Source organism: Pinisolibacter aquiterrae (assembly GCF_019160155.1).
Taxonomy (GTDB): Bacteria; Pseudomonadota; Alphaproteobacteria; order Rhizobiales; family Ancalomicrobiaceae; genus Pinisolibacter; species Pinisolibacter aquiterrae.
In genome coordinates this window covers 119,465-141,772 of record NZ_JAFNIH010000035.1, presented here as the reverse complement: position 1 = coordinate 141,772, position 22,308 = coordinate 119,465, and the positions used below count along the sequence as shown (strand labels likewise).

The window sequence follows — 22,308 nt, the reverse complement described above, 5'->3', positions numbered from 1 at the left end:
CGATGGCCGCCGCGACCGCCCGCCCCTCCGACGACGCCCTCCGCGTCGCGACCGCCGTCGACGGCGATCGCCTGTGGCGGCGGATCGAGGAACTCGCCGCCTTCGGCGCCCTCCCCGGCGGCGGCGTGAACCGGCAGGCGCTCTCCGAGGCGGAGGTCGCCGCCCGCCGCCACCTCCTGGCGATCGCCGAGGCGCGCGGCCTCGCCGTCTTCGCCGATGCCGCCGGCAATCTCTTCCTCCGCCTCGAGGGGCGCGATCCGGCCCTGCCGCCGGTCCTCTCCGGCTCCCATCTCGACACGCAGCCGACCGGCGGCCGTTTCGACGGCGTCTGGGGCGTGCTCGCCGCGCTCGAGGTGCTCGAAGCCTTGCGCGACCGCGATCTGCGGCCACGGCGGTCGATCGAGATGGTCGCCTGGATGAACGAGGAGGGCTCGCGTTTCGCGCCGGGCATGATGGGATCGGAGGCCTTCGCCGGCCACCGCGACCTCGCCGAGATCCGCGCGACCACCGACGCCACCGGCGTGACCGTCGGCGAGGCCCTCGACCGGCTCGTCGCCGCCCTGCCGCCGGTTCCCGAACGCCCGCTCGGCTTCCCCCTCACGGCTTACGTCGAGGCGCACATCGAGCAGGGGCCCCTCCTCGAGGCGGCCGGCCGCACCATCGGCGTCGTCACCGGCATCCAGGGCAAACAGACGATGCGCGTCACCGTCACCGGCGAGGAGGCCCATGCCGGCACCCGCGCCATGGCCGAGCGCCGCGACGCGCTGATGGGCGCGTTGCGCGTCGTCGACGCCCTGGCGAAGATCGCCGCCGAGGCCGACCCGGCGATGTTCTTCACCGTCGGCCGTTTCGACGTCTTCCCGAACGCCCCCTCGGTGGTGCCCGGTCGCGTGCGCTTTTCGACCGACCTCCGCCATGCCGAGACCGAACTCCTGCGGACGGCCGGCGCGCGTCAGCGCGAGCGGGCGGCGACCGCCGCCGCGCCTTGCGCCGTCACGGTCGAACCCCTGGTCGACGCCGCCGCCTCCGTCTTCGCACCGACTTTGCGCGCCCGCATCGCCGGGGCCGCCGAGGCCCTCGACCTCTCGGCCATGGACATCCTCTCCGCCGCCGGCCACGACGCCCGCCACATGGTCGATCTGGCGCCGAGCGCCATGATCTTCGTGCCGAGCCGGGGCGGCGTCAGCCACGCCGAACACGAATGGACCGACCCCGCCGACGTCGTCGCCGGCACGCGGGTTCTCGCCGCCGTCCTCTGGGACCTCGCCGAGGCGGAAGCCCCCACATCGATCGCACGAGAGGGAGAGAGCGCATGACGAACCCCGTTCGGAGGGTGGCCTTCGTCGCCCATTGCCTGCTCAACCAGAACGCCAAGGTCTCCGAATTCGCCCGCTGCGCCGGCGTCTTCTCGCCGCTCGTCGGCCGCCTCGTCGAACACGGCTGGGAGATCCAGCAATTGCCCTGCCCGGAGATGAGCTTCCTCGGCGTCTCCCGCTGGTGGCAGTCGCGCGAGCAATACGACACCGCCGGCTACCGCCGTCACTGCCGCGCGCTCGCGAAGAGCGTCGTCGACCTCGCCGAACTCCACATCGCCCACGACTACGACCTCGTCGTGATCGGCCTCGACGGCAGCCCGTCGAGCGGCGTGCGCCTCACCTCCACCAAGCCCGAATGGGGCGGCCGTCCCGAGGGCGCGATCGCCGGCGGCAGCAGCCGACGTCCCGGCATGGGCGTCTGGATGGAGGAATTGAAGAACGAATTCGAGGAGCGCGGTCACCCGTTCCCGCGCGCCACCGGCATCGCCATGGACGCCCAGGACTTCGACCTCGAGGCCGCCCTGGTCGATCTCGACGGCTTCCTCGACGCCGCCGACGAGACCACTGCCGAAGGAGCCCGCCCGTGAGACGCGTCGATCAGAGAAGCCTCCGCGTCGTCGTGCTCCCCGATGCCCTGGTCAATCCCGGCTCCCGCCTCAACGGCGGCGACGGCACCGGCACCCCCGATCCGCTGATCGCCGCCCTGGTCGAGGACGGCTGGGGCTTCGTCAAGATGCCCCCGCACGGGCTCGCCGCCACGACCGCCCGAGCGATCGTCGAGACCATCGCCGGCGATCTCGTCGACTATCTGAGACACGACCACCGCGTCGTGATCGTCGCGGTCGCCGACCTTCCCGGCGAAGGGGTCTGGCTCGACGAGCTCCGCGCCGCCCTCGCCCGCTGGAACACCGACCTGCCGCCGATCGCCCGCGTCGCCCGCCCGGCCACGGCGGCGGCGATCGACGCGGTGAGGGCCGCGTGATCCCGGCCACGGCACGCCTTCCGAGCCGAGCGCCGGCAGCGACGATCGCATGAGTTGTATTTCTGAAAAATAAACGCTTTGATGCACCCTCGATCAGAGGGGGACATCGATGTCGAAGAAGATCAGCGCGGTGGCGCTCGCCATCCTGCTCGGCGGATGCGTCACCGGGCAGACCACGTCGTTCCGCGCCGGCGCCGGCCAGATCGCCCTGGTGCGGGACGGCCGGCCGTCGGTCGCCTCGGACAAGGCCAAGACCAGCGTGGTTCTCGCGCCCTCTGCGCGTCAGGCTCCGGTCGGGGCGCGGCCCTCGCTGGTGGTGGCGATCCAGAACCGTTCCGCTCAGCCGGTCACCTTCCGCTTGGCCGGCGTCCGCGCCGAGCAGAGGAGCGGCGAGGCGGACGGCCGTTCGCTGAAGGTCTTCACCTACGAGGACCTCGTCGCCGAGGAACAGGCCCGTCAGGTCGCCGCCGCCATCCTGGTCGGCGTCGCCGCCGGAGCCAATGCGGCGGCGGCCTCCCATTCGAGCCGAAACCCCTACGTCTCCGCCTGGAATCAGCACGTCGCGACCCGGGAGAACACCGAGATGATGAGCTCGGTCGCAGCCCAGGGCAGCCTCAACCTCGCCACGCTCGAGAAGACCATCATCAAGGACAACACCCTGATGCCCGGCGAATGGTACGGCGGCGTCATGCAGATCGAGCCGCCCGCCACCTCCGGCCCGGAGCAGTCCTCGGCCTATTCGCTCGACATCGAGGTCGGCGGCGAGCACCACGTGTTCGAGGTGACGCAGAACCCGATCAAGAGCTGAGGCCGCCCTCCCCGCGCGCCTCCCCGTCGCGACGACGGAAGGGATCACGCGGCGGCGTCGGGCTCGGGGCCGAAGACGAAGACCTCGTCGCGATCGAGGCCGATGCCGACGCGGGCGCCGACCTCGACCGGCCGGCGCGGATCGGTGTGGATGTCGACGGGCCGCTCCCATCCCTCGATCGCCAGTGTGACCATCCGCCGCTCGCCGAGGAAGCGGGTGGCGAGCACCCGGGCCGCGAACACCGGCTCCTCCGCGTCGAGATCGAAGGCGTCGCGCCGGATGCAGACGAGCGCCGGCCCGTCGGCGAGCCCCGGCGCCGCGAAGGAGCCGAGCGGCGTCTCCGCCCGGCCGCCGTCGACCGTCGCCGGCACCTCCTCGAGATCGGCGAAGAAGGCCGCGACCCAGCGATCGACCGGCGCGCGATGGACCTCTTCCGGCGTCCCCACCTGGACGATCCGCCCGGCCCGCATCAGGGCGATGCGATCGGCGACCGCGAGCGCGTCGTCGGGATCGTGGGTGACCATCATCGCCGCCGCCCCGCCGGCACGCAGCAGCGCGGTCGTCTCCTCGCGCATGCCCCGGCGGAGGCGTTGGTCGAGATTGGAGAAGGGCTCGTCCATCAGCAGGATCGCAGGATCGGGCGCCAAGGCCCGCGCCAGCGCCACCCGCTGCTGCTCGCCGCCGGAGAGCATGTGCGGATAGGCGCGGCCACGATCGGCGAGCCCGACCCGAGAAAGGAGATCGGCGACGATCGCCTCGATCTCGCCCCGCGCCCGCCCGGCGAGACCGAAGCCGACGTTGGTGGCGACGTCGAGATGGGGAAAGAGGGCGTAGTCCTGGAACATCATGCCGATGCCGCGCCGCTCCGGCGGCTCCATGACGCCCGGTCCGGCGAGCATCCGCCCGTTCATGACGACGGTTCCGGCGAGCGGCCGTTCGAGCCCGGCGGCGATCCGCAACAGCGAGGTCTTGCCGCAGCCGGACGGACCGAGAAGGGCGACCACCTCGCCGGGGAGGATCGAGAGCGACACCCCCCGCAAGGCCCGCGTCGCGCCATAGGCGTGATGGACGTCGTCGAAGGCGAGAGCCGGAACGGATGAGGACGTCACGACGGCGCTCCTTCGGCGGCGGGGATCGTGGCGCGGCGGCCGATCCGGGTCATCAGGATGATCGGCAACAGGCCGAAGGCGACGATCAGGCAGGCGGCGAGCGCCCCGTTCTCGTAGGTGCCGCGCGCCGCCTCGCCGTAGAGATGGGTCGAGAGCGTCTCGAACCCCATGGGTCTCAAGAGCAGCGTCGCCGGCAGTTCCTTCATGCAGTCGACGAAGAGCAGCAGCGCCGCGCCCGCGAGCGTCGGCGTCATGAGCGGCAGATGGATCTCCCACATCACCGCGAAGGGGCTGCGCCCGAGCGTCCGCGCCGATTGATCGAGCGAGGGCGAGATCCGCTCGAGCCCGGTCTCGATCTTGGACGCCGAGAGGCGGAAGAACCGCAGCGTCAGCGCGATCACCAGACCGGCGAAGGAGGCGGAGAGGAAGAGCCCCGAAGGCGCCCCGCCGAGCGCCCCGCGCGCCGCCCGGATCACCGCGTCCACCCCGCCGTAGACCGCCAGGAGCCCGATCGCCAGCACCGTGCCGGGCACCGCGTAGCCGATCGTCGAGATCCGCAGCAGCGCCGTGTGGAGCCGCGATCCCGGATTGAGCCGCCGCCCCGAGACCATCGGCAGACCGACGACGAGCGCCACCAGCGTCGCCGCCACCGCCACCGAGACGGTGTTGAGCGTCTCCACCAGGATCTCGTCGGCGAAACCGGCGAAGGCGAGCCGCTCCTGCGCCTGCCGCAGGAGATGCAGCGCCGGAACGACGAAACCGAGCACCGCCGGCAGCGCCCCGAGCGCGAAGAGGCCGAACCCGGCGAGGCCCTCCACCCGGATCGGGTTCATCGGCCGGACCGCCCGTCCGACCACCGCGTAGCCGCGCGCGCCGCGTCCGAGCCGCTCGAACAGGAACAGCGTCGACACGAACACCAACATCGCCAGCGCGATCTGCGCCGCGCCGGAGAGATCGCCGCGATTGACCCAGGTCGAATAGACCGCCGCCGTCAACGTGTTGACCGAGAGGAACTCGGCCGCGCCGACGTCGTTGAGCGTCTCCATGATCGCCAGCGCCGTGCCGGCGGCGATCGCCGGGCGCGCGAGCGGCAGCGCGACGCGGAAGAAGATCCGCTTCCGGCTCGCGCCGAGCATCCGCGCCGCCTCGACCAGGGCCGCCGTCTGCGCCAGGAACACCGTGCGCACCGCCACATAGACGTAAGGGTAGAGGCCGAGACCGAAGATCAGCACCGCCCCCGGCAGCGTGCGCAGGTCCGGCAGCCGCAGATCGGCCGGACGGGCGATCCCGAGGAGCGCCCGCAATTCGGTCTGGAACGCCCCGACCGGATGCAACAGATCGAGCCAGGAATAGGCCAGCACGTAGATCGGAAAGGCGAGCGGCAGCAGGAGCAGCACCTCGAGCAGCCGCCGCCCGGGAAAATCGTGCACCGCCACCAGCCACGCCGTGCCGGTGCCCACCACCATCACGAAGACGGCGACCCCGAGGACCAGGATCGACGTCTCCCAGGTGGCGCGCGGCACGACCGAGGTGAAGAGATGACGCCAGAGCCCGCCGTCGCCCCCGGCGGCGATCACCGCCAGGGCGACGACGGGCGCGAGCGCCGCCGCGCCCGCCACGAGACCGAGGCCGAGAAACCCGTCGAAGGTCGACCCGACGCGGCGGACGCGCGGGGGAGGCGCGCCCGTCGCGGTCGAGCCGGAGCCGTGATCCGCGATGACGACCGACGTCATTGATCGAACCCGACCTCGTCGACGAGAAGGCTCGCCGCCTTGCGCCGGCTCGCGACCTCGGCGATCGAGACGCCGTCGACCGCGAGCGCGCCGAGGCCGGCGATGGTCGGATGGACGGTGGCGGCGCGGTTGACCGGATATTCGAAGTTCTGCTCGGCGTAGATCGCCTGCCCCTCGGGCGAGACGAGATAGTCGACGAGCTTTTCCGCCGCCGCCGCGTGGGGCGCGTTCTTGGCGACCGCCGCGCCGGTGATGTTCACATGGGTGCCGCCGCCGGCGAAGGTCGGCAGCAGGACGTCGACGCCGTCGCCCCAGGTCTTCTGGGCCGGCCCGCCCTTGCCCGAGCGCATCAGGCCGACATAGTAGGAGTTGCCGACGCCGATCTTGCACAGGCCGCCGAGAATGTCGCGGGCGACGTCGCGATCGCCGCCGGAGGGCTTCTTGGCGAGATTGGCCTTCACCCCGGCGAGCCAGGCCTTGGTCTTCTCCGGCCCTTCGTGGGCGATCGTCGCGGCGATCAGCGCGGTGTTGTAGGGGTGCTGGCCCGAGCGGATGCAGATCTGCCCCTTCCACTTCGGATCGGCCAGATCGGCATAGGTGATCGACTTCAGCTTCAACGCCTTGTCGGCCCACACCAGACGCGCGCGCATCGACAGCGCGGTCCACGACCCGTCGGCCGCCCGGAGATTGGCCGGCACGGCGGCGGCGACCGACGGCGAGGTGATCGGCCGCGTCACCCCCTTCTCGACGAGATCGACGAGATTGCCGACGTCGACGGTCATGAGCAGGTCGGCGGGCGAGGCCTCGCCTTCCGCCGCCACGCGCTCGGCGAGCCCGTCCTTGACGAAGACGGTGTTGACCTTGATCCCGGTCTTCTCGGTGAAGGCCTTGGCGAGCGGCGCGAACAGGCCGGGTTCACGGGTGGTGTAGACGTTGACCTCCTCGGCGGCGGCGGGAGACGCGACGAGGGCGGCGAGAACGAGAAGACCCGGTTTGAACATGCTCGACCTTTCCTGATGATGACCCTCCTCCTCAAACATACTTTGCGACTGATTGTCAATTGCATGCCTTTCGACCCCATGTCCGGCCTCGCACGCACCGGCCGGGATCACGAACGGCGATGTCCGCATACGCGCCGGCCGGCACGCCACGGGTCGACCCCGCCCTCGCGCCGATCCCCCCAGGCCACCCGACCGGCGCCATGCGCCCGCCGGGCCTCATGCGAGACCGATGCGCCGCTTTCTCGATCGATGGCTTACGACCCGACGGAAGCGACGCACCGACGCGCCCTTCCCGCCCGGACAGGTCCGAACACGCCGGCCGGACCCCGACCACTGCCGAGCGCACCGGATCGCGCCCCTCGCGATCCATCGCCCCGCGTCCCCGTCTCCCCCGTCTCCCTCCAGCCTCGACCCCATCGGATCGACAGTTATTGAGATTGATTCGCAGTTGCGTTAGCAATCCGACGATCTCCTCCGGCCGCTCGGGCCGGCCGGCTCCTCCGTCGAGAGAGAAAGGCGCGATGCAGACAGAACAGGCTCCCCAGCAGAAGAAACCGCTCCTGTGGCCGATCGAGACCCTCGTCGGCACCGAGCGCGAGGCGCACATCCGCCACGAAGGCCAGATCTATCGGCTCAGAATCACCGCGCAGAATCGCCTCATCCTGACCAAGTGACCGCCCCTCGCCGGCGCGCCACGACGGCGGCCGAACACCGGGACCTCCCGCGAAGCGCGGAGAAGACGAACGAAATCAAGGACACGCCACCCGAAGCGGGAAATTTCGTCCTTGACGTCATATTTGCGAATGATTAGCATTATCATAGCTTGATCCAGGCAGCCTCACGGAGCGATCCGGCCACCCACGAACGAGCCGATCACCGAGCCCCCGTCCGAAACGGAGGCTCGCTCGTTGGATTTGGGGAAGGCGACCGCCGGTCGCCGCAAGGGGCATCGAAATCATGTCGAAGAGTATCGTCACGCCCGCGTCGCTGCGGGATCGTCGGACCGTGTCACAGGTCGTGAAGCGATCTGAGCTGGTGGTGCCGATGGCCGTCGCCACGATCGTCGCCTTCGGCGGCTCGGCCGAGGCGCAGACCGCGCCGACCGAACTGCCGGCCCTGACCGTCGAGGCGGAAAAGGACGTGAGGAAGCCCGCCCGCCCCCGCAAGGCCGCGCCGCGCCGCGCCTCGCCGACCACGGCGCGTCCGGACGAGTCGGCCGCCGCCACGCCGGCCGCGAGCGAGACGGTCGCCCCGGTCGCGACCGCTCCCGTTCCCGGCGAGGGCGGGACCAATCCCAACGCCGCCCCGGGCGCGCCCTACAAGATCGACCGCTCCGCCTCCTCGAAGCTGGTGCGTCCGCTCGCCGAGACCCCGCGCACCGTCGTCGCCATCCCCAAGGAGGTGATGGAGGACAAGGCCGCGACCTCGTTCCGTGAACTGGTGCGCACCACCGCCGGCATCACGCTCGGCTCCGGCGAGGGCGGCAATCCCTTCGGCGACCGCATCTTCATTCGCGGCTTCGACGCCCGCAACGACGTCTTCGTCGACGGCCAGCGCGACAGCGGCGTCGCCGTGCGCGAGAATTTCGCGACCGAACAGATCGAGATCCTCAAAGGTCCCTCCGGCACGGTCGCCGGACGCGGCAGCGCCGGCGGCGCCGTCGCCATCGAGACCAAGAAGCCCTTCTTCGCCGATCACTACGAGGCGACCACCACCCTCGGCACCGACGCGACCCGCCGCATCGACATCGACGTCAACAAGAAGATCGACGAGACCTTCGCCCTGCGTGCGAACGGAATGTGGCAGAAGGCCGAGGTCGCCGGCCGCGATCAGGGCCGCGACGATCGTTGGGGCGGCCTCCTCGCCGCCACCTGGCGGCCGAACGAGACCTTCAAGACCACGGTCGACTGGTATCACGTCGACATCGACCAGCTCCCCGACTACGGCGTGCCGATGTACGACGGCAAGCCGATGACCGAATACGGTCTCTCGCGCGGCGCCTACTTCGGCTTGGCCAAGCGCGACTACCTCCACTACAAGCAGGACATCGTCTCCGCCAAGACCGAGGTGATGCTCGGCGACGGCGCCAAGTGGACCAACCGCCTGCGCTTCGGCTCGTCGGATTACGACATGGTGCTGGCGAAGCCCGGCGCCGCGAGCTTCGATCCGGTCACCGGCCTCTTCTCCGGTCGCTCCTCGACGACGTCTCACGTCCGCCGCAACGACAGTCTGGCGATGACCAACGACGTCGAGTTCCACGCCGACACCTGGGGCGTGAAACACACCTTCGTCGCCGGTTTCGAGATGATGCGCGAACACATGGTGGTCGGCTCCAAGCTCTGCTCGATCGGCTCGACCGGCTCGACGTCGACCTGCACCAACGCCGAGGGCGTGACCTACTGGTCCTATTCGAACATCTTCGACTTCGATTTCTCCAACCTCGACCCGGCGACGACCTACACGTCGAACCCGAACGAGACCACCGTCTCGATCGACACCAAGAGCCTTTATCTGAGCGACGCCATCGATCTGACCGACCGCTGGCGGCTCGACCTCGGCGCCCGCGTCGACGACTTCGAGGTCGAGCGCACCGGCGGCATCTCCCGCCACGACACGCTGCTCAACTGGAACGCCGCGCTGACCTGGAAGTTCTGGGACAATGCCACGCTCTACGCCGCCTACGGCACCTCGGCCAACCCGATCGGCGCCGAGCTGGACGTGACCAACGCCTCCTACGGCGGCATCGACGCCACCACCTCCGCCCTCGCCCCGGAGAAGAACACCTCCTACGAGATCGGCACCAAGTGGCAGCTCTTCGGCAATCGCCTGCTCGCCTCCGCCGCCCTCTTCCGCACCGAAAAGGACAATGCACGCGAGTCGGTCCGCTCCGGCAGCACCACCGTGTGGTCCGACGGCGGCGCCTATGTCGTCCAGGGCGTCGAGTTCAACGTCGCCGGCAAGATCACCGACCGCTGGAGCCTCTTCGGCGGCGCCGTCTTCATGGACAGCGAGGTGACGAAGTCGGCGGTCGCCGCCAACGTCGGCAAGCGGCTCGGCCGCAACGCCCACGAGACTTTCAACGTCCTCACCAAATACGAGGTGCTCGACGGCCTCACCCTCGGCGCCGGCGCGACCTACAAGAGCCGCGTCTACGGCGGCACTCTCGCCGAGGCGACCTGGTCGGTCCCGGCCGGCTGGCGCTTCGATCTGATGGCGGAGTGGAAGGTTCGGCCGAACGTCACCCTGCGCGGCAACATCAACAACGTCTTCGACACGGTTCTCTTCGAGACGCCCTACGAGAACGCCGCGCAATACGCCCACATCCAGCCCGGCCGGGTCGGATACCTCTCGCTCAACGTGAAATATTGACCCACCGATCCGAGCGGCGCCGGGCTCCCCCGGCCTCGCTCGGGCTCGGGTCGCCGCCGGATTGCGCCATGTTGATCACCATCCCCGATCTCCTCGACCCGCAGACGCTCGCCCGGTGCCGGAGCCGGCTCGCCGCCGCGACCTGGATCGACGGGCGCGCCACCGCCGGGCCGATCTCGGCGACGGTGAAGAACAACCGCCAGCTCGATCCGACCGGCCGCGACGCGGTCGAGATCGGCGCGGAGATCCTCGCCGCGCTCCATCGCGATCCGACCTTCCTGTCGGCGACGCTGCCGCTCCGGATCCTACCGCCGATGTTCAACGCCTATGGCCCGGGCGAATCCTTCGGCATTCACGTCGACAACGCCGTGCGCAACGCCCCCAGCGACCCGACCCGCATCCGCGCCGACGTCTCCGCCACCGTGTTCCTGTCCGACCCGGACGACTACGAGGGCGGCGAACTGACGATCGAGACGCCCTTCGGCGCCCAGAGCGTCAAGCTGCCGGCCGGCCATGCCGTGGTCTATCCCTCGACCTCGCTCCACGAAGTGGCGCCGGTGCGTTCGGGCGAGCGGATCGCCTCGTTCTTCTGGATCCAGAGCATGATCCGCGACGAGGGCGAGCGCACCCTCCTCTTCGATCTCGATCAGACCATCCAGGACCTGAGACTGCGCGACGGCGAGGGCGATCCCCACGCCGTCCGCCTCTCCTTCGTCTACCACAACCTCGTGCGCCGCTGGGCCGAGACGTGAGGCACCCCATGTTCAGATTTCCCCGCCTCGGCCTCTTCGTCGCCGTCGCCTCTCTCGTCTCCGCCCTCGCCGGTTCCGCCTCGGCGGCCGGCCCCGCCGCCGACCTGTCGCCCGTCGCCATGTTCCTCGGCGCCGATTGGGTGGTGAAGTCGGTGATGGGCGTGCTCGCCCTCGCCTCGCTCCTCTCCTGGACGATCTTCGTCGCCAAGATGTTCGAGTTGCGCGCCGCCAACCGCCACGTCGAGGAGACGATCGAGGCCCTGACCCGCGCGCCGCGTCTGGCCGAGGCCTCCGCCGCCTTCGGCCGCGATCACGGCCCCGGCCGCGCCATGCTCGACGCCGTCGCCCGCGAGATCGACCTGTCCGGCCCCGACGTCGACCGAGCCGGTCTCGAGGCGCGCGTCGCCTCCCATCTCGCCCGGATCGAGGCGGCGGTGGCGCAGACCATGTCGAGCGGCGTCGGCCTCGTCGGCACGGTCGGCTCGACCGCCCCCTTCGTCGGCCTGTTCGGCACGGTCTGGGGCATCATGAACAGCTTCGTCGGCATCGCGAAGTCGCAGTCGACCAATCTCGCCGTCGTCGCCCCCGGCATCGCCGAGGCGCTGTTCGCCACCGCCATCGGCCTCGTCGCGGCGATCCCGGCGGTCGTGCTCTACAACCGCCTCGTCCGCTCGATCGGCCTCTATCGCAACGCCGTCGCCGACGCCGGCGCCGCCGTGCGCCGCATCCTCTCGCGCGAACTCGACCGCGGCGGTCGGGTCGGCGCCGTCCGCGCGGCGGAGTGACGGCGATGGCGGGCGGACTTCTCCCCGGTGGCGGCGACGATCTCGGCGAGATGAGCGAGATCAACGTCACCCCCTTCATCGACGTGATGCTGGTGCTCCTGATCATCTTCATGGTCGCCGCGCCGCTCTCCACGGTGGACGCGCCGGTCGACCTGCCGGTCTCCACCGCCAAGCCGGAGCCGCGCCCCGACAAGCCGGTCTTCGTCACCATGAAGGCGGACCTCTCCGTCCTGATCGGCGAGACCCCGGTCGCGGCGGAGGCCTTCGAGCTCGAGATGGGGCGCGCCACGAAGTACGATTTCGACAAGCGCGTCTTCGTCCGCGCCGACAAGTCGGTGCCCTATGGCGAGGTGACGCGGCTGATGAACATGCTGCGCGCCTCCGGTCATCTGAAGATCGCCCTGGTCGGCATGGAGGGCGGCTCGGTCCCCGCCACCGCCGCGCCCGTCACCGCCTCCACCGCGCCGGGAGAAGGCCCATGACCCACGATCGCCTGCGCGACCCCGCCACCCGCGGCCGCTGGATCGCCGGATCCCTCGCCGCCCTCCTCCTCCACGCCGCCCCGGCCGCCGCGACCTTCGTCGCCTTCACCCCGAACGAGAAGGTGTGGGAGGACGTCGGCCTGCAGATGGTGGTCGAATTCGCCGACGTGACCGAGACCGCCGAGACCAGCGACAGCGTCGCCGAGGCGAGCGAGTCGCAGGCCTCCCAGTCGACCCCCGAGGTCAAGAAGTCGCTCTCCGCCGCCGGCGAGGACGATCTGCCGGAGACCGACGCCTCGCCCCGCAAGCCCGACGATCCCGATCTCCTCCTCGCCGAGAAGAAGACGCTCGAGCGCACCGAGGAGTCGGCCGAGCAACAGACGACCGAGGAGATGGCCCCGTCGCAGGCCGCCGCCGACAGCGCCGCCTCCGCCTCCGCCGCCGCCCCCTCGCCGGTCGAGCAGACCGCCGCCACCACCGCCGCGCCGAGCGAGGGCAGCGTCCGCGAGGCCCCGCCGACGCCCGCCTCCTGGGCCAAGGCCGTCATGGCCCATCTCGGCCGCCACAAGCGCTACCCGCGCGAGGCGCGCGCCTCCGGCGCCGAAGGCGAGGTGCTGGTGGCGGTGACGGTCGGACGCGACGGCCGCGTCGTCGCCCGCCGTCTCCATCGCACCGCCGGCTCCGCCGTCCTCGACGGCGCCGCCCTCGATCTGATCGACCGCGCCGCGCCCCTGCCGGCCATGCCCGCCAATTTCCTCGCCGATCACGTCGACGTGGTCGTGCCGATCCGCTTCCGGTTGAAGTCGTGACGGCGGCCGGAGACCTCGGTCCCTCCGACTTCGGCGCGGTTCCGCCGGGCGTCGTCTCGCTCGAGGATTGGGCGCCGCTCGCCCGCGCGCGGCTCGCCCCGGAGGCCCACGCCTATCTCGCCGGCCATGCCTGCGACGGGGTCACCGCGCGACGCAACCGCGACGCCTTTCTCGCCGCCGAGATCGTGCCGCGCCTACTGCTCGATCAGGATCCGGCCCCGGCCGCGACCCTGTTCGGACGGTCGATCGCCGCGCCGATCCTGGTCGCCCCGGTCGCCCATCAGGGCCTCTTCCATCCGCTCGCCGAACGGGCGACGGCGATGGCGGCGAGCGCGGTCGACACGATCCTCGTCGCCTCGACCCTCTCCACCCTGTCGCTCGAGGCGATCGCCGAGGCCGCCGACGGCGGCACCCAGTGGTTCCAGCTCTACGTCCAGCCCGATCGCGGCTTCACCGACGCCCTCGTCGCCCGCGCCGAGGCGGCCGGCTACGCGGCGCTGGTGATCACCGTCGACGCGCCCGTCTTCGGCGTGCGCAACGTCGAGCAGCGCGCCGGCTTTCGCCTGCCGGCGCCCCTCGCCCCGGCCAATCTGCGCGACGCGCCGGCGGACGGCGGCGACGGATCGCTCGCCGCCCTCCTCGCCCGGAGGCCGACCTGGAGCGACGTCGCCCACATCGTCGCGCGGACCCGCCTGCCGGTGCTCCTGAAGGGCATCCTCGACGTCGAGGACGCCGCCCGGGCGATCGATCTCGGCGCCGCCGGCGTGATCGTCTCCAACCACGGCGGCCGCGTGCTCGATCTCGCCCCGGCCGCGCTCGACCGGCTCGCGCCGATCCGCGACCGGCTCGGCGATCGCCCGACGATCCTCCTCGACGGCGGCGTCCGGCGCGGCGGCGACGTCCACGTGGCGCTTTCGCGGGGCGCCGACGCGGTGATGGTCGGCCGTCCGTTGATCGAGGCGCTCGCCGTCGGCGGCCCGCTCGGCGTCGCGCACGCGCTGCGCACCCTGATCGACGAATGGGCGATCACCCTGGCTCTCGCCGGCCCGCCCCGCCGATCCGATGCGCGAGATCAATGAAGTTCGCTCGACGGAGACATAAACTGGAAATACCGCCTTCGAGATGACGAGGTGTCGCCATGGACGCCATTCGCTCTCTGTCCGTCTCCGTGACGGTCTTCCTCCTGCTCGCCGGATCGACTGGTCTCGCGCTCGCGCAATCGGCGGGCGGATCCGACGGCAACGACTGGCTGAAGCAGCCCGCCCCGAGTTCGGGAAGCGGCGGCGCGGGTGGCGCGACCGGCGGCAGCGGCGCGAGCGGCGGCGGCTCGACGTCGCCCTCCTCCGGCGGCGCCGGCTCGGGCTGGGACCCCTTCAAGAACGCCCCCGCCGCCGCGCCCTCCCCCGCGCCTTCGCCGTCCTCCTCGTCCGGGGGCACCACCTCCGAGGGTGGCTACCTCACCGACAAGCACGGGACGTCCAAGGTCTTCAACACCCGCGACGCCCAAGGCAACATCACCGGCGGATGGATCGAGCACTACGACGCGCAGGGCAAGCTGATCGCCAAGGAGCCCTTCTCCAACACCCCGCCGCCGACCCCGGCGCCGACCGCCGGCACCACCGAGGGCGGTTACCTCACCGACAAGAACGGCACCTCCAAGGTCTTCAACACCCGCGACGCCCAGGGCAACATCACCGGCGGCTGGATCGAGCACTACGACGCTCAGGGCAAGCTGATCTCGAAGGAGCCCTTCTCCAACACTCCGCCGCCGACCCCGGCGCCGACCGCCGGCACCACCGAGGGCGGCTACGTCACCGGCAAGAACGGCACCTCCAAGGTCTTCAATACCCGCGACGCCCAAGGCAACATCACCGGCGGCTGGATCGAGCACTACGATCCCCAGGGCAATCTGATTTCGAAGGAGCCCTTCTCCAACACCTCGGCGCCGACGCCGCCGACCAACGGCCCCGGCGACTACGAGGTCGGACGGGTCACCGACAAGAACGGCACGACGAAGCTGATCTACACCAAGGACGCCCAAGGCAACGTCGTCGGTGGCTACACCCTGCAGTACGATCCTCAGGGCAAGCTGATCGGCAAGGAACCGATCAACGGCCTCGGCGTCATGAGCCCCTCGACCCTGCCGACCCAGGCGGATCTGCAAGGGGCGTGGCGCGGCACCTTCTCCGGCGGCGGCGCCTCGGGCTCGATGTCGATCACCGTCTCCGGCGCGGTCGTGCACGGCACCATCAGCGGCTCCGTCAAGGGCGACGGCGTCACCGGCAGCTTCTCCGGCGCCATCGACGCCCAGGGAACCTTCGGCGCCAACATGAGCGGCACCGTGCATTGGAACAAGGGCGTCGCCTTCTCCGGTCACCTCGACGGACGCTTCACCAAGGGTTCGGCCTCGGGGACGTGGACCGGAGCAGGTGGCCTCGACAAGGCGAGCGGCACCTGGCGGGCGACGCCCTGAGGCGCCGCGCCCCGAGATCGGAGGTCAGACGCCCATGACGAGGAGGAGCCGGTTTCTCGCGCTTCCGACCGCCCTGGCGCTGGTCCTCGCCGTCGCGTCCGGCGCCCTCGCCCAGTCCCCCGCCCAAGCCCCCACACCGCCGCCGGTCGACCCGATCACCACCGCCGTCGAGCAACTGCTCGACGGCGAGATCGGCCAGGGCTCCTGCCTCTTCGGCGCCCGCAAGAGCATCGGCATCTGGCCCTTCGACGCGGATCGCGTGCCGGTTCAGGCCAAGAGCGCGCAGCGGGTCTACGACGAGATCGTCGCCCGCCTCGTCGGCCGCCGCCTCCCCTGCCTCGACGTCCTCGACGGCACCGCCATCGGCGCGGTGATCACCCATCTCGACCGGACCGGAGCGCTGCAGAAGAGCGGCGGCAATCCCGTCGCCGCGCTCGAGGAGGCCAATCGCAAGGTCGACGTCGTGGTCATGCCGCAGATCTACGGCCAGGACGGCAAGATCGTCCTGACGCTGCGCGGCATCGAGCGCGCCAGCGGTCGCACCCTCGCCCTGACCCGGCCGGTGGTGGTGCCCGAGGTCTATCTGGTCGGCGATCTCGCCGATCTCGCCACCACGATGGACGCGGCGATCAACCGCGCCGCCCACCGCTTCGCCCTCGACATCGCCGATCTGCGCACGGTGCGGCTCGGCGGTTTCTTCTATCAGGACACCGCCGCCCAGCCGCCCGCCGGGCGCTACCTGCGCGATCGCCTGATCTCCGCCCTGACCGGCGAAGTGGCCAATCCGGTCTCCGGCCGCGCCCTCAAGGTGCTCGATCCGACCGGCGACGGCGCCGCCCCGGCCGAAACCGCCGAACCGATCTACGATCTGACCGGCCGCTATTGGCTGCGCGGCAATGCCGTCGATCTGAAACTCACCCTGCGGCGCGGCGACGGCGCCACCCACGCCTGGGCCGGACGCATCCGTCTTCAGGACTTCGCGGGCCTCGAGCTGCGCCCGACCAATCCCGGGATCGGCGCCGACGACCTCGGCCACGGCCCCTTCGCCTTCCGCCTGACGAGCCCGCGCGGCCGCACGCCGATCTATCGGCCCGGCGAGGAACTCACCCTCGTCGCCCGCTCGAGCCGCGACGCCTGGATCTGGTGCTTCTACGTCGATTCCGCCGGCACCGTGTCGACCGTGCTGCCCAATCCCTATCGCCGCACGCCCGACGCCAACCATCTCGCCGCCGGGACCCCCCAGTCGCTGCCGGATCCGAAGCTCGACCCGTTCCGCTTCGTCTTCAACGCCGACACCACCGGCGAGGAATTCGTCCGCTGCTACGCCACCAGCCGCGACGTCCGCAAGGATCTCCCCACCGCCTTCTTCCCCGACCCGCTCGGCCCCGTCCCCGGCCTCGATGCCGCCGGTCTCGATCTCGCCTTCGCCCGTCTCCTCGACGTCGAGGCCGGCTCGGCCGAGGTGACGATCAGTGTCGCGCCCTGATCGCGGCGGAAGTCTGAGATTTCGCCCTCTGAAATACCAATGATCGCCCGTTCGAGACTCCGCTTTTTTCTCGAACTTGCTCCAGGTCAACGACATCGCGAAAAAACAGAGAAACATTGGGACGCGCGAGCGCCGCGAAGACCTTCTCACCCGAAAGGAGGGAGCCATGGTCCGTTTCGACAGGAGAGAGCTCCTCTTCGCGGCGATGCTCGCCGGCGCCGGCTGGCCGACGGAAGCGGCAGCGGCCGGCGAGGCGGAGATCAATGCGATCATCCGCTCCCTCGCGCCGATCCGTGGGCAGGCCCCGACCGGGGGCTACGACCAGCGCTTCGACGCCGACCGGCCGCCGCCGCCCGAATATTACGGCGGCACCCGCGTCGAGCCGGACATCGAGGGCGAGACCATCGTCGTGGTCCCCTCCCGCACCGTCGATCTCGAGGTCTATTTCCAGTTCGACAGCGCCGCCTTGACGCCGCGGGCCCGGGCCGACCTCAGGCCGCTCGGCCGCGCGCTCGCCTCGCGCGATCTCACCCCCTATCGCTATCTCGTCGCCGGACACACCGACGCGGTCGGCGATCCCGGCTACAACCTCGATCTCTCCCGCCGCCGCGCCCACGCGGTGCGCGACCATCTCGTGAGCGCCTTCCCGATCGATCCCGACCGGCTGAGGGCGGTGGGCTTCGGCGACCGCCGCTTGAAACGTCCGGACGAGCCGGCCGCCGCGATCAATCGACGCGTCGAGGTGATCCTGATCTTGCCCGTGGCGCGCCGCCGTGGGCCCGACGGCGGCACCGACCCGAGACCCGGTCCCGACGGCAAGCCCACCATCCGTTGGTGACCCCCTCCCCCGACCGCCGCACGCGGCGGACGTCCTCCCCCCTCACCGCCTCCTACGGCGGGAGGTCTCCCCTCACCGCCGCGCACGGCGGGACTTCTCGAAGACAGGGAGATTGTCATGACGACTTGGTCGACCCTCCTCAAGACAGCCGCCACGGCCCTGGCGATCGGCCTCGCGGTCATGAGCCTTCCCGGCGGCAAGGTGCTCGCCGGCGAACAACCCAACCTCCTGGTGGTCGGCGAGGACGCCGACGAGGACACGGTTCCGCGCAATTCGCGGGTCTTCAACCGCGTCCTCCAGGCGATCCAGTCGGAAATGGGTCAATTGGGCTTCCGCGTCTACGACGAGACCGCGGTCTCCATGGGCATCACCAATCCCGGCCGCATCCGCCGGGTCGACGCCGAGGTGATCTCGGTCGCCCAGCGCGTGCAGACCCCGCCGATCGACGCGATCGTGATCTTCCAGATCTACGCCTCGGTGCAGCGCAACAACTACGCCGACATCATGGATCTGAACATCCGCATCCCCGGCCGTATGCTGCAGGTGCAGACCGGCCTCGGGCTCGGCAATTTCGAGGTCGCCTACGGTCCGCGCGACCTGCCGCCGCTGCCGCCCAACTGCAACCGCGAGTGCGCCCTCGAGCACATCGGCGGTCAGGCCAAGCAGATCGCCCACGACGTCGGCGCGGTTCTCGCCCAGAAGCTCGCCGCCCTGTCGCCGGCCCGCCCCGGCCCGATCACCAACCCGGCGGTGGAACCCGCGCCCGTGGTCGTCCCGACCGCGCCCGCGCCGATCGCCACCCCGGCTGGCCCGCCCAGCGACTGCACCGGCATGACCACGGCCTATACGATCGTCCTGCGCGGGTTCGAAAGTCAGGAAGTGATGCGGATCCAGGAATACCTGACCGCCTTCAAGGGCTATGACCACTATCGGCCGATCCGCTCGCAGATGCGCTACGCCGAATACTGGTACGAGTCCTGCATAGACTCCGCTCGTCTCGAGCGCAATCTCCACATGACGATGGAGCAGATGGGTCTCCAGGCGCGGATCTCGATGCGCGCCAATCGCTTCGAGCTCGACAAGATCGCCGCCCCGCAGACCCGTTGACGGGTCAAGCGATCGGTCTCGCCACTCTCCCTGCGAGACCGATCCCGCGTGAGACTCCGGCGGGGACGCCATCCGCGCCCCCGCCGCACGGCCCTCGGGCCGTCCCCGACACGCCCCTCGCGAAGGACGCCGGTCGCGAAGGAATCCCGTCGCGAGGAAGAAGGAGGCGCGCGACCATGCCGGCACACGACCTCACCCGTCGACACCGCGCGCGCCTCGGCGGGGTCCTCGCCCTCGCGCTCGCCCTCGCGCTTCTCGGCGCGGCGCCCGCCGCCGCGGGCGATCGCTTCGTCCTGCCCGGCGGTTCGAGCGCCGGCGGATCGGGCTCGCACTTCGTCCCGATGCAGCCCGATCCCGCGCCGGAGCGAACCGAGCCCTCGCCGGGCGTTTCGGAGGTGAATTGGCGGCGCTGGGAGAGTCCGCGCTACCGCTTCGCCATCGACGTGCCCGACGATCTCGTCCCCGATCCGGCCGCCTCCGATGCCGACGCCCTCGCCCTGCGCTCGCGCGACCGCCGCATCGACGTCCGCGTCTACGCGCGGCCCAATCCCGGCGGGCTCGATCTCGCCACCATGCGCTCGCGCACCCGCGCCGGCATGAACGGGGCGAATTTCGACTACGACCGCAGCTTCCCCGACAATTTCGTCCTCTCCGGCATCCACGACGGCCACGGCGTCTATATCCGCGTCCATCTCGCCGCCGACCGATCGGTCTTCACCTTCCTGGTGATCTCCCATCCGCGCAACCTGTCGAAGGCGGCCTCCGAGATGGTCACGCGCCTGTCGAAATCCCTGGTCGCGGCGCAGTCCGTCGGCACGACGCCCTCGCCCCCCGTCGCCACCGCCGCGAAGCCCCCCGAGCCGGCCCCGCCGCCGACCTCCGAGACCCCGACCACGCCCCGCTCCACCGCCGAACTCGAGCGCCTGAAGCTCCAGGCCGAGATCGAGCGGCTGAAGCTCGAGCAGTTGAAACTCTCCCAAGGCGCGACCGCGTCCCCGGCCAAGGATCGCGACGAGGCCGCCCCGCCCCCGCCGCCGGCCGGCCGCCGCGTCGCCCTGGTGATCGGCAACGGCGCCTATGTCGGCGTGCCGAAGTTGCAGACCCCGGTCCGCGATGCGACCCGCATGGCGGTGATGTTGCGCGGCCTCGGCTTCGAGGTGACCGTCGGCACCGACCTCGCCCGCTCGGCGATGACCGCCGATCTCGCCACCCTCTACGATCAGGCCAAGGGCGCCGACGTTGCCCTCTTCTACTTCTCCGGCCACGGCGTCCAGGTGAACGGCCACAACTACCTGCTTCCGACCGACGCCCGTTTCGACGATCCCCAGGCCGCGCTCGACATCGACGGTCGCGCCGTCGATCTCCAGAAATACATCAATGCCGCCGGCGGTGCGAAGACGGTGCTCGCCTTCGTCGATGCCTGCCGCGACAACCCGATCGTCGAGGAGAGCATGGCCAAGACCTTCTACAAGAGCGTCGGCGGCCAGACCAAGGGCCTCGCCGTGGTGCCCCGGGAGAACCTCGCCCCCGGCCAGTTCATCGGCTTCGCCGCCGACGAGGGCAGGACCGCCCAGACCGGCGTCGGTGACGTCTCGGTCTATACCGACGCCCTGCTGCGCATGTTGCCGACCCCCGGCGAGGACATCTCGGTCCTCCATCGCAGGATTCGTCTCGATGTCGAGAAGGCGACCGGCGGCCAGCAGAGCCCCCGCGCCGTCGACGATCTGCGCGGCGCGATGATCCTCTCGCCGCGCCGATGATCCCCGACGAGGCCCCCGCACCGCGCCCCGAGCCCCGTGCGGCGTGACCCTCACGCGAGACCCGCGACCGTCGCGGGACGGTGCGGCTTCAGCGTTTCAGCATGTCGTTGATGGCATCGGCATCGCCGCCGCCGGCCGGCCCAGCCGCTCCCGAAGATCCCGATGTTCCCGGCGCCTGCCCGCCGCCGCCCGGCGACCACGACGAACCGCCGGAGGGCGTCCACGATCCACCGCCGCCCGACGCACCGGAGGAACCCGCGTTCGCGGGGACGCCCCCGGACGTCGACGGGCTCGGAGCACCCGAGGTCGACGGCGTCGGGGAGGACGAGGAACCGGCGGTCGTCCCGGCCGCGCCGCCGTCGCTCGGCGCGACGGTGAACGGACGGTCGAGATCGGTGAGGCGCAGACCGGAATCGCCGACGATCACCATCTTCCGCCCGACGTTGGGCACGCCCGCCGCGAAGCCCATCATCTTGCCGGCATCGGTGTTGCCCTGCGCCTTTATCGCGGCATTGTCGACGATCCGCGCCTCGATGAAGTCGATCGCCTCGCTGCGGGCCGCCTCGAGGGTGCGGTGGGTCCCGCCCTTCGCCGGCTTCAGCCACAGCGAGAAGAAGATCCGGAAGAAGGCGTCGACGTTCTTGCCGACGATCGTCGTGGAAAAGCCGATATAGGCCGCCCCGCTCGCACCCTCCTCCACGCCGAAGGCGCGCGGCAGCGTCGTGCGGGTCTGGTTGTCGAGGGTGAGGCACCCGGCGATGACGACGAGGCGCGGGCCCCGTCCGACGACACGGCGACGCCGGACGATGTCGCCGATCGAGACCAGCCGTCCCTGATCGGTGCCGATCACCTGTGAATTGCTGTGGACGCTGAGATAGACGACGTCCGCCGCCATCATCCCCTCGAGCAGAGCCTCCGAAGAGGGTGCCGCGGCGAATCGCGCGTCGAGCCCGGAAAAGATGCTCTCGAAGACGCGCCGATAGTCCGGATCGTCCAACAGCGACAATGCGCCCGCGCCCGAGGCGACATACGCCCTCGGCCGGCCGGCGGCGATCGCCCGCCGCGAGAGGACCGGCGCCACGCCGAAACAGGCCGACATCACGAGACCACCGCGAAGAACGGCCCTCCGATCCGGCCGCCATGCCCCGATCGTCATCGCCCGCTCCTTTCGAAGATCGACCCGGCGCCCGAATTCCGACATGTCACTTCGATCGGAACGCTTCGCCGCACGATCTTTCTTCTTCACGTCGTCTCGAAAAACTACCGCGAAACGAAGCGGAAGACCATCACGAGACCTACGTAGATCACGCGAGACCACATCGAAAGACCACGCCCCCGACGCGCGCGGCATGACCGCTCCCGACCCGGCCGACGACCACTCCGCCCCCCCGCCGGCCGCGCACCTCGTACCGGCACTCATCCCCCTGAAAGAAAAAACCATCGTAAAAACCCTTACTTGAGCGCAGTGCAGCAAGAAATGAGGTGGGCGGCGCAGCAT

At 70.5% G+C, this 22,308-nt stretch carries 20 protein-coding genes; 16 read left to right on the top strand and 4 right to left on the bottom strand.

The genetic code is table 11. The features are described 5' to 3' along the window. Nucleotides 1–2 precede the first annotated feature (2 nt). The 4 genes from J3S89_RS14280 (at nucleotide 3) to J3S89_RS14265 (ending at nucleotide 3,106) form a co-directional block, all read left to right on the top strand. Nucleotides 3–1,316 carry a hydantoinase/carbamoylase family amidase gene (locus J3S89_RS14280; protein ID WP_217928311.1) on the top strand — a complete coding sequence of 438 codons (1,314 nt, stop codon included), beginning with the start codon at nucleotides 3–5 and terminating at the stop codon, nucleotides 1,314–1,316. After that, nucleotides 1,313–1,903, top strand: a complete 591-nt coding sequence (locus J3S89_RS14275) for a hypothetical protein (RefSeq protein WP_217928310.1) — start codon at nucleotides 1,313–1,315, stop codon at nucleotides 1,901–1,903. Before J3S89_RS14280 ends, J3S89_RS14275 begins: the two co-directional genes overlap by 4 nt. After that, on the top strand, nucleotides 1,900–2,298 hold the full coding sequence (locus J3S89_RS14270) for a hypothetical protein (protein ID WP_217928309.1): 399 nt from the start codon (nucleotides 1,900–1,902) through the stop codon (nucleotides 2,296–2,298). Before J3S89_RS14275 ends, J3S89_RS14270 begins: the two co-directional genes overlap by 4 nt. A gap of 109 nt (nucleotides 2,299–2,407) precedes the next feature. Next, nucleotides 2,408–3,106 carry a putative periplasmic lipoprotein gene (locus J3S89_RS14265; protein WP_217928308.1) on the top strand — a complete coding sequence of 233 codons (699 nt, stop codon included), beginning with the start codon at nucleotides 2,408–2,410 and terminating at the stop codon, nucleotides 3,104–3,106. Nucleotides 3,107–3,150: 44 nt separating this feature from the next. Here the strand turns inward: J3S89_RS14265 and J3S89_RS14260 are convergent, their stop codons facing one another. From J3S89_RS14260 to J3S89_RS14250, 3 genes are read right to left on the bottom strand one after another with little or no spacing between them, the layout of a single operon-like run. Then, the gene (locus J3S89_RS14260) at nucleotides 3,151–4,215 is read right to left on the bottom strand and encodes an ABC transporter ATP-binding protein (protein ID WP_217928306.1); all 1,065 of its coding nucleotides are present in this window, start codon (nucleotides 4,213–4,215) and stop codon (nucleotides 3,151–3,153) included. Then, the gene (locus tag J3S89_RS14255) at nucleotides 4,212–5,948 is read right to left on the bottom strand and encodes an ABC transporter permease (protein ID WP_217928304.1); all 1,737 of its coding nucleotides are present in this window, start codon (nucleotides 5,946–5,948) and stop codon (nucleotides 4,212–4,214) included. The genes J3S89_RS14260 and J3S89_RS14255 overlap by 4 nt, the downstream gene beginning before the upstream one ends. Beyond that, complete coding sequence (locus J3S89_RS14250; RefSeq protein WP_217928302.1) at nucleotides 5,945–6,949, bottom strand: extracellular solute-binding protein; 1,005 nt, start codon at nucleotides 6,947–6,949, stop codon at nucleotides 5,945–5,947. The genes J3S89_RS14255 and J3S89_RS14250 overlap by 4 nt, the downstream gene beginning before the upstream one ends. 521 nt (nucleotides 6,950–7,470) lie before the next feature. Here J3S89_RS14250 and hemP point away from each other — a divergent pair. From hemP to J3S89_RS14190, 12 genes are all read left to right on the top strand, one after another. Further along, a complete protein-coding gene (gene hemP, locus J3S89_RS14245) occupies nucleotides 7,471–7,623 on the top strand; it encodes a hemin uptake protein HemP (RefSeq protein WP_217928300.1) in 153 nt (50 codons plus the stop codon). Nucleotides 7,624–7,966: 343 nt separating this feature from the next. Beyond that, nucleotides 7,967–10,318, top strand: coding sequence for a TonB-dependent siderophore receptor (locus J3S89_RS14240; protein ID WP_217928299.1), 2,352 nt, complete (start codon nucleotides 7,967–7,969; stop codon nucleotides 10,316–10,318). A gap of 68 nt (nucleotides 10,319–10,386) precedes the next feature. Further along, entirely contained in the window at nucleotides 10,387–11,070 is a 684-nt protein-coding gene (locus J3S89_RS14235) for a Fe2+-dependent dioxygenase (RefSeq protein ID WP_217928298.1), read from the top strand. A gap of 8 nt (nucleotides 11,071–11,078) precedes the next feature. Next, a complete protein-coding gene (gene exbB / locus J3S89_RS14230; protein ID WP_217928297.1) occupies nucleotides 11,079–11,855 on the top strand; it encodes a tonB-system energizer ExbB in 777 nt (258 codons plus the stop codon). Between the two features lie 5 nt (nucleotides 11,856–11,860). Then, complete coding sequence (gene exbD, locus J3S89_RS14225; protein WP_217928296.1) at nucleotides 11,861–12,337, top strand: TonB system transport protein ExbD; 477 nt, start codon at nucleotides 11,861–11,863, stop codon at nucleotides 12,335–12,337. Beyond that, nucleotides 12,334–13,146, top strand: a complete 813-nt coding sequence (locus tag J3S89_RS14220) for an energy transducer TonB (protein WP_217928295.1) — start codon at nucleotides 12,334–12,336, stop codon at nucleotides 13,144–13,146. Before exbD ends, J3S89_RS14220 begins: the two co-directional genes overlap by 4 nt. After that, the gene (locus tag J3S89_RS14215) at nucleotides 13,143–14,225 is read left to right on the top strand and encodes an alpha-hydroxy acid oxidase (protein WP_217928294.1); all 1,083 of its coding nucleotides are present in this window, start codon (nucleotides 13,143–13,145) and stop codon (nucleotides 14,223–14,225) included. Before J3S89_RS14220 ends, J3S89_RS14215 begins: the two co-directional genes overlap by 4 nt. Before the next feature lie 59 nt (nucleotides 14,226–14,284). Next, a complete protein-coding gene (locus J3S89_RS14210) occupies nucleotides 14,285–15,619 on the top strand; it encodes a hypothetical protein (RefSeq protein WP_217928293.1) in 1,335 nt (444 codons plus the stop codon). Between the two features lie 34 nt (nucleotides 15,620–15,653). Beyond that, nucleotides 15,654–17,105, top strand: a complete 1,452-nt coding sequence (locus J3S89_RS14205; protein WP_217928292.1) for a DUF4384 domain-containing protein — start codon at nucleotides 15,654–15,656, stop codon at nucleotides 17,103–17,105. Between the two features lie 166 nt (nucleotides 17,106–17,271). Beyond that, on the top strand, nucleotides 17,272–17,943 hold the full coding sequence (locus J3S89_RS14200) for an OmpA family protein (RefSeq protein ID WP_217928291.1): 672 nt from the start codon (nucleotides 17,272–17,274) through the stop codon (nucleotides 17,941–17,943). A gap of 117 nt (nucleotides 17,944–18,060) precedes the next feature. After that, entirely contained in the window at nucleotides 18,061–19,050 is a 990-nt protein-coding gene (locus J3S89_RS14195) for a hypothetical protein (protein ID WP_217928290.1), read from the top strand. A 176-nt stretch (nucleotides 19,051–19,226) separates the two neighbouring features. Then, complete coding sequence (locus J3S89_RS14190; protein ID WP_217928289.1) at nucleotides 19,227–20,810, top strand: caspase family protein; 1,584 nt, start codon at nucleotides 19,227–19,229, stop codon at nucleotides 20,808–20,810. Between the two features lie 88 nt (nucleotides 20,811–20,898). On the opposite strand, the gene J3S89_RS14185 is transcribed toward J3S89_RS14190, so the two are convergent. Then, on the bottom strand, nucleotides 20,899–21,909 hold the full coding sequence (locus J3S89_RS14185) for a hypothetical protein (RefSeq protein ID WP_217928288.1): 1,011 nt from the start codon (nucleotides 21,907–21,909) through the stop codon (nucleotides 20,899–20,901). Between the last annotated feature and the right edge of the window lie 399 nt (nucleotides 21,910–22,308).

Coding starts and splice junctions, on each gene's coding strand:
- J3S89_RS14235 (WP_217928298.1), top strand. CDS start 10,387: ATGTTGATCACCATCCCCGATCTCCTCGACCCGCAGACGCTCGCCCGG.
- J3S89_RS14255 (WP_217928304.1), bottom strand. CDS start 5,948: ATGACGTCGGTCGTCATCGCGGATCACGGCTCCGGCTCGACCGCGACG.
- hemP (WP_217928300.1), top strand. CDS start 7,471: ATGCAGACAGAACAGGCTCCCCAGCAGAAGAAACCGCTCCTGTGGCCG.
- J3S89_RS14210 (WP_217928293.1), top strand. CDS start 14,285: ATGGACGCCATTCGCTCTCTGTCCGTCTCCGTGACGGTCTTCCTCCTG.
- J3S89_RS14265 (WP_217928308.1), top strand. CDS start 2,408: ATGTCGAAGAAGATCAGCGCGGTGGCGCTCGCCATCCTGCTCGGCGGA.
- exbD (WP_217928296.1), top strand. CDS start 11,861: ATGGCGGGCGGACTTCTCCCCGGTGGCGGCGACGATCTCGGCGAGATG.
- J3S89_RS14220 (WP_217928295.1), top strand. CDS start 12,334: ATGACCCACGATCGCCTGCGCGACCCCGCCACCCGCGGCCGCTGGATC.
- exbB (WP_217928297.1), top strand. CDS start 11,079: ATGTTCAGATTTCCCCGCCTCGGCCTCTTCGTCGCCGTCGCCTCTCTC.
- J3S89_RS14195 (WP_217928290.1), top strand. CDS start 18,061: ATGACGACTTGGTCGACCCTCCTCAAGACAGCCGCCACGGCCCTGGCG.
- J3S89_RS14275 (WP_217928310.1), top strand. CDS start 1,313: ATGACGAACCCCGTTCGGAGGGTGGCCTTCGTCGCCCATTGCCTGCTC.
- J3S89_RS14190 (WP_217928289.1), top strand. CDS start 19,227: ATGCCGGCACACGACCTCACCCGTCGACACCGCGCGCGCCTCGGCGGG.
- J3S89_RS14200 (WP_217928291.1), top strand. CDS start 17,272: ATGGTCCGTTTCGACAGGAGAGAGCTCCTCTTCGCGGCGATGCTCGCC.
- J3S89_RS14205 (WP_217928292.1), top strand. CDS start 15,654: ATGACGAGGAGGAGCCGGTTTCTCGCGCTTCCGACCGCCCTGGCGCTG.
- J3S89_RS14280 (WP_217928311.1), top strand. CDS start 3: ATGGCCGCCGCGACCGCCCGCCCCTCCGACGACGCCCTCCGCGTCGCG.
- J3S89_RS14185 (WP_217928288.1), bottom strand. CDS start 21,909: ATGTCGGCCTGTTTCGGCGTGGCGCCGGTCCTCTCGCGGCGGGCGATC.
- J3S89_RS14250 (WP_217928302.1), bottom strand. CDS start 6,949: ATGTTCAAACCGGGTCTTCTCGTTCTCGCCGCCCTCGTCGCGTCTCCC.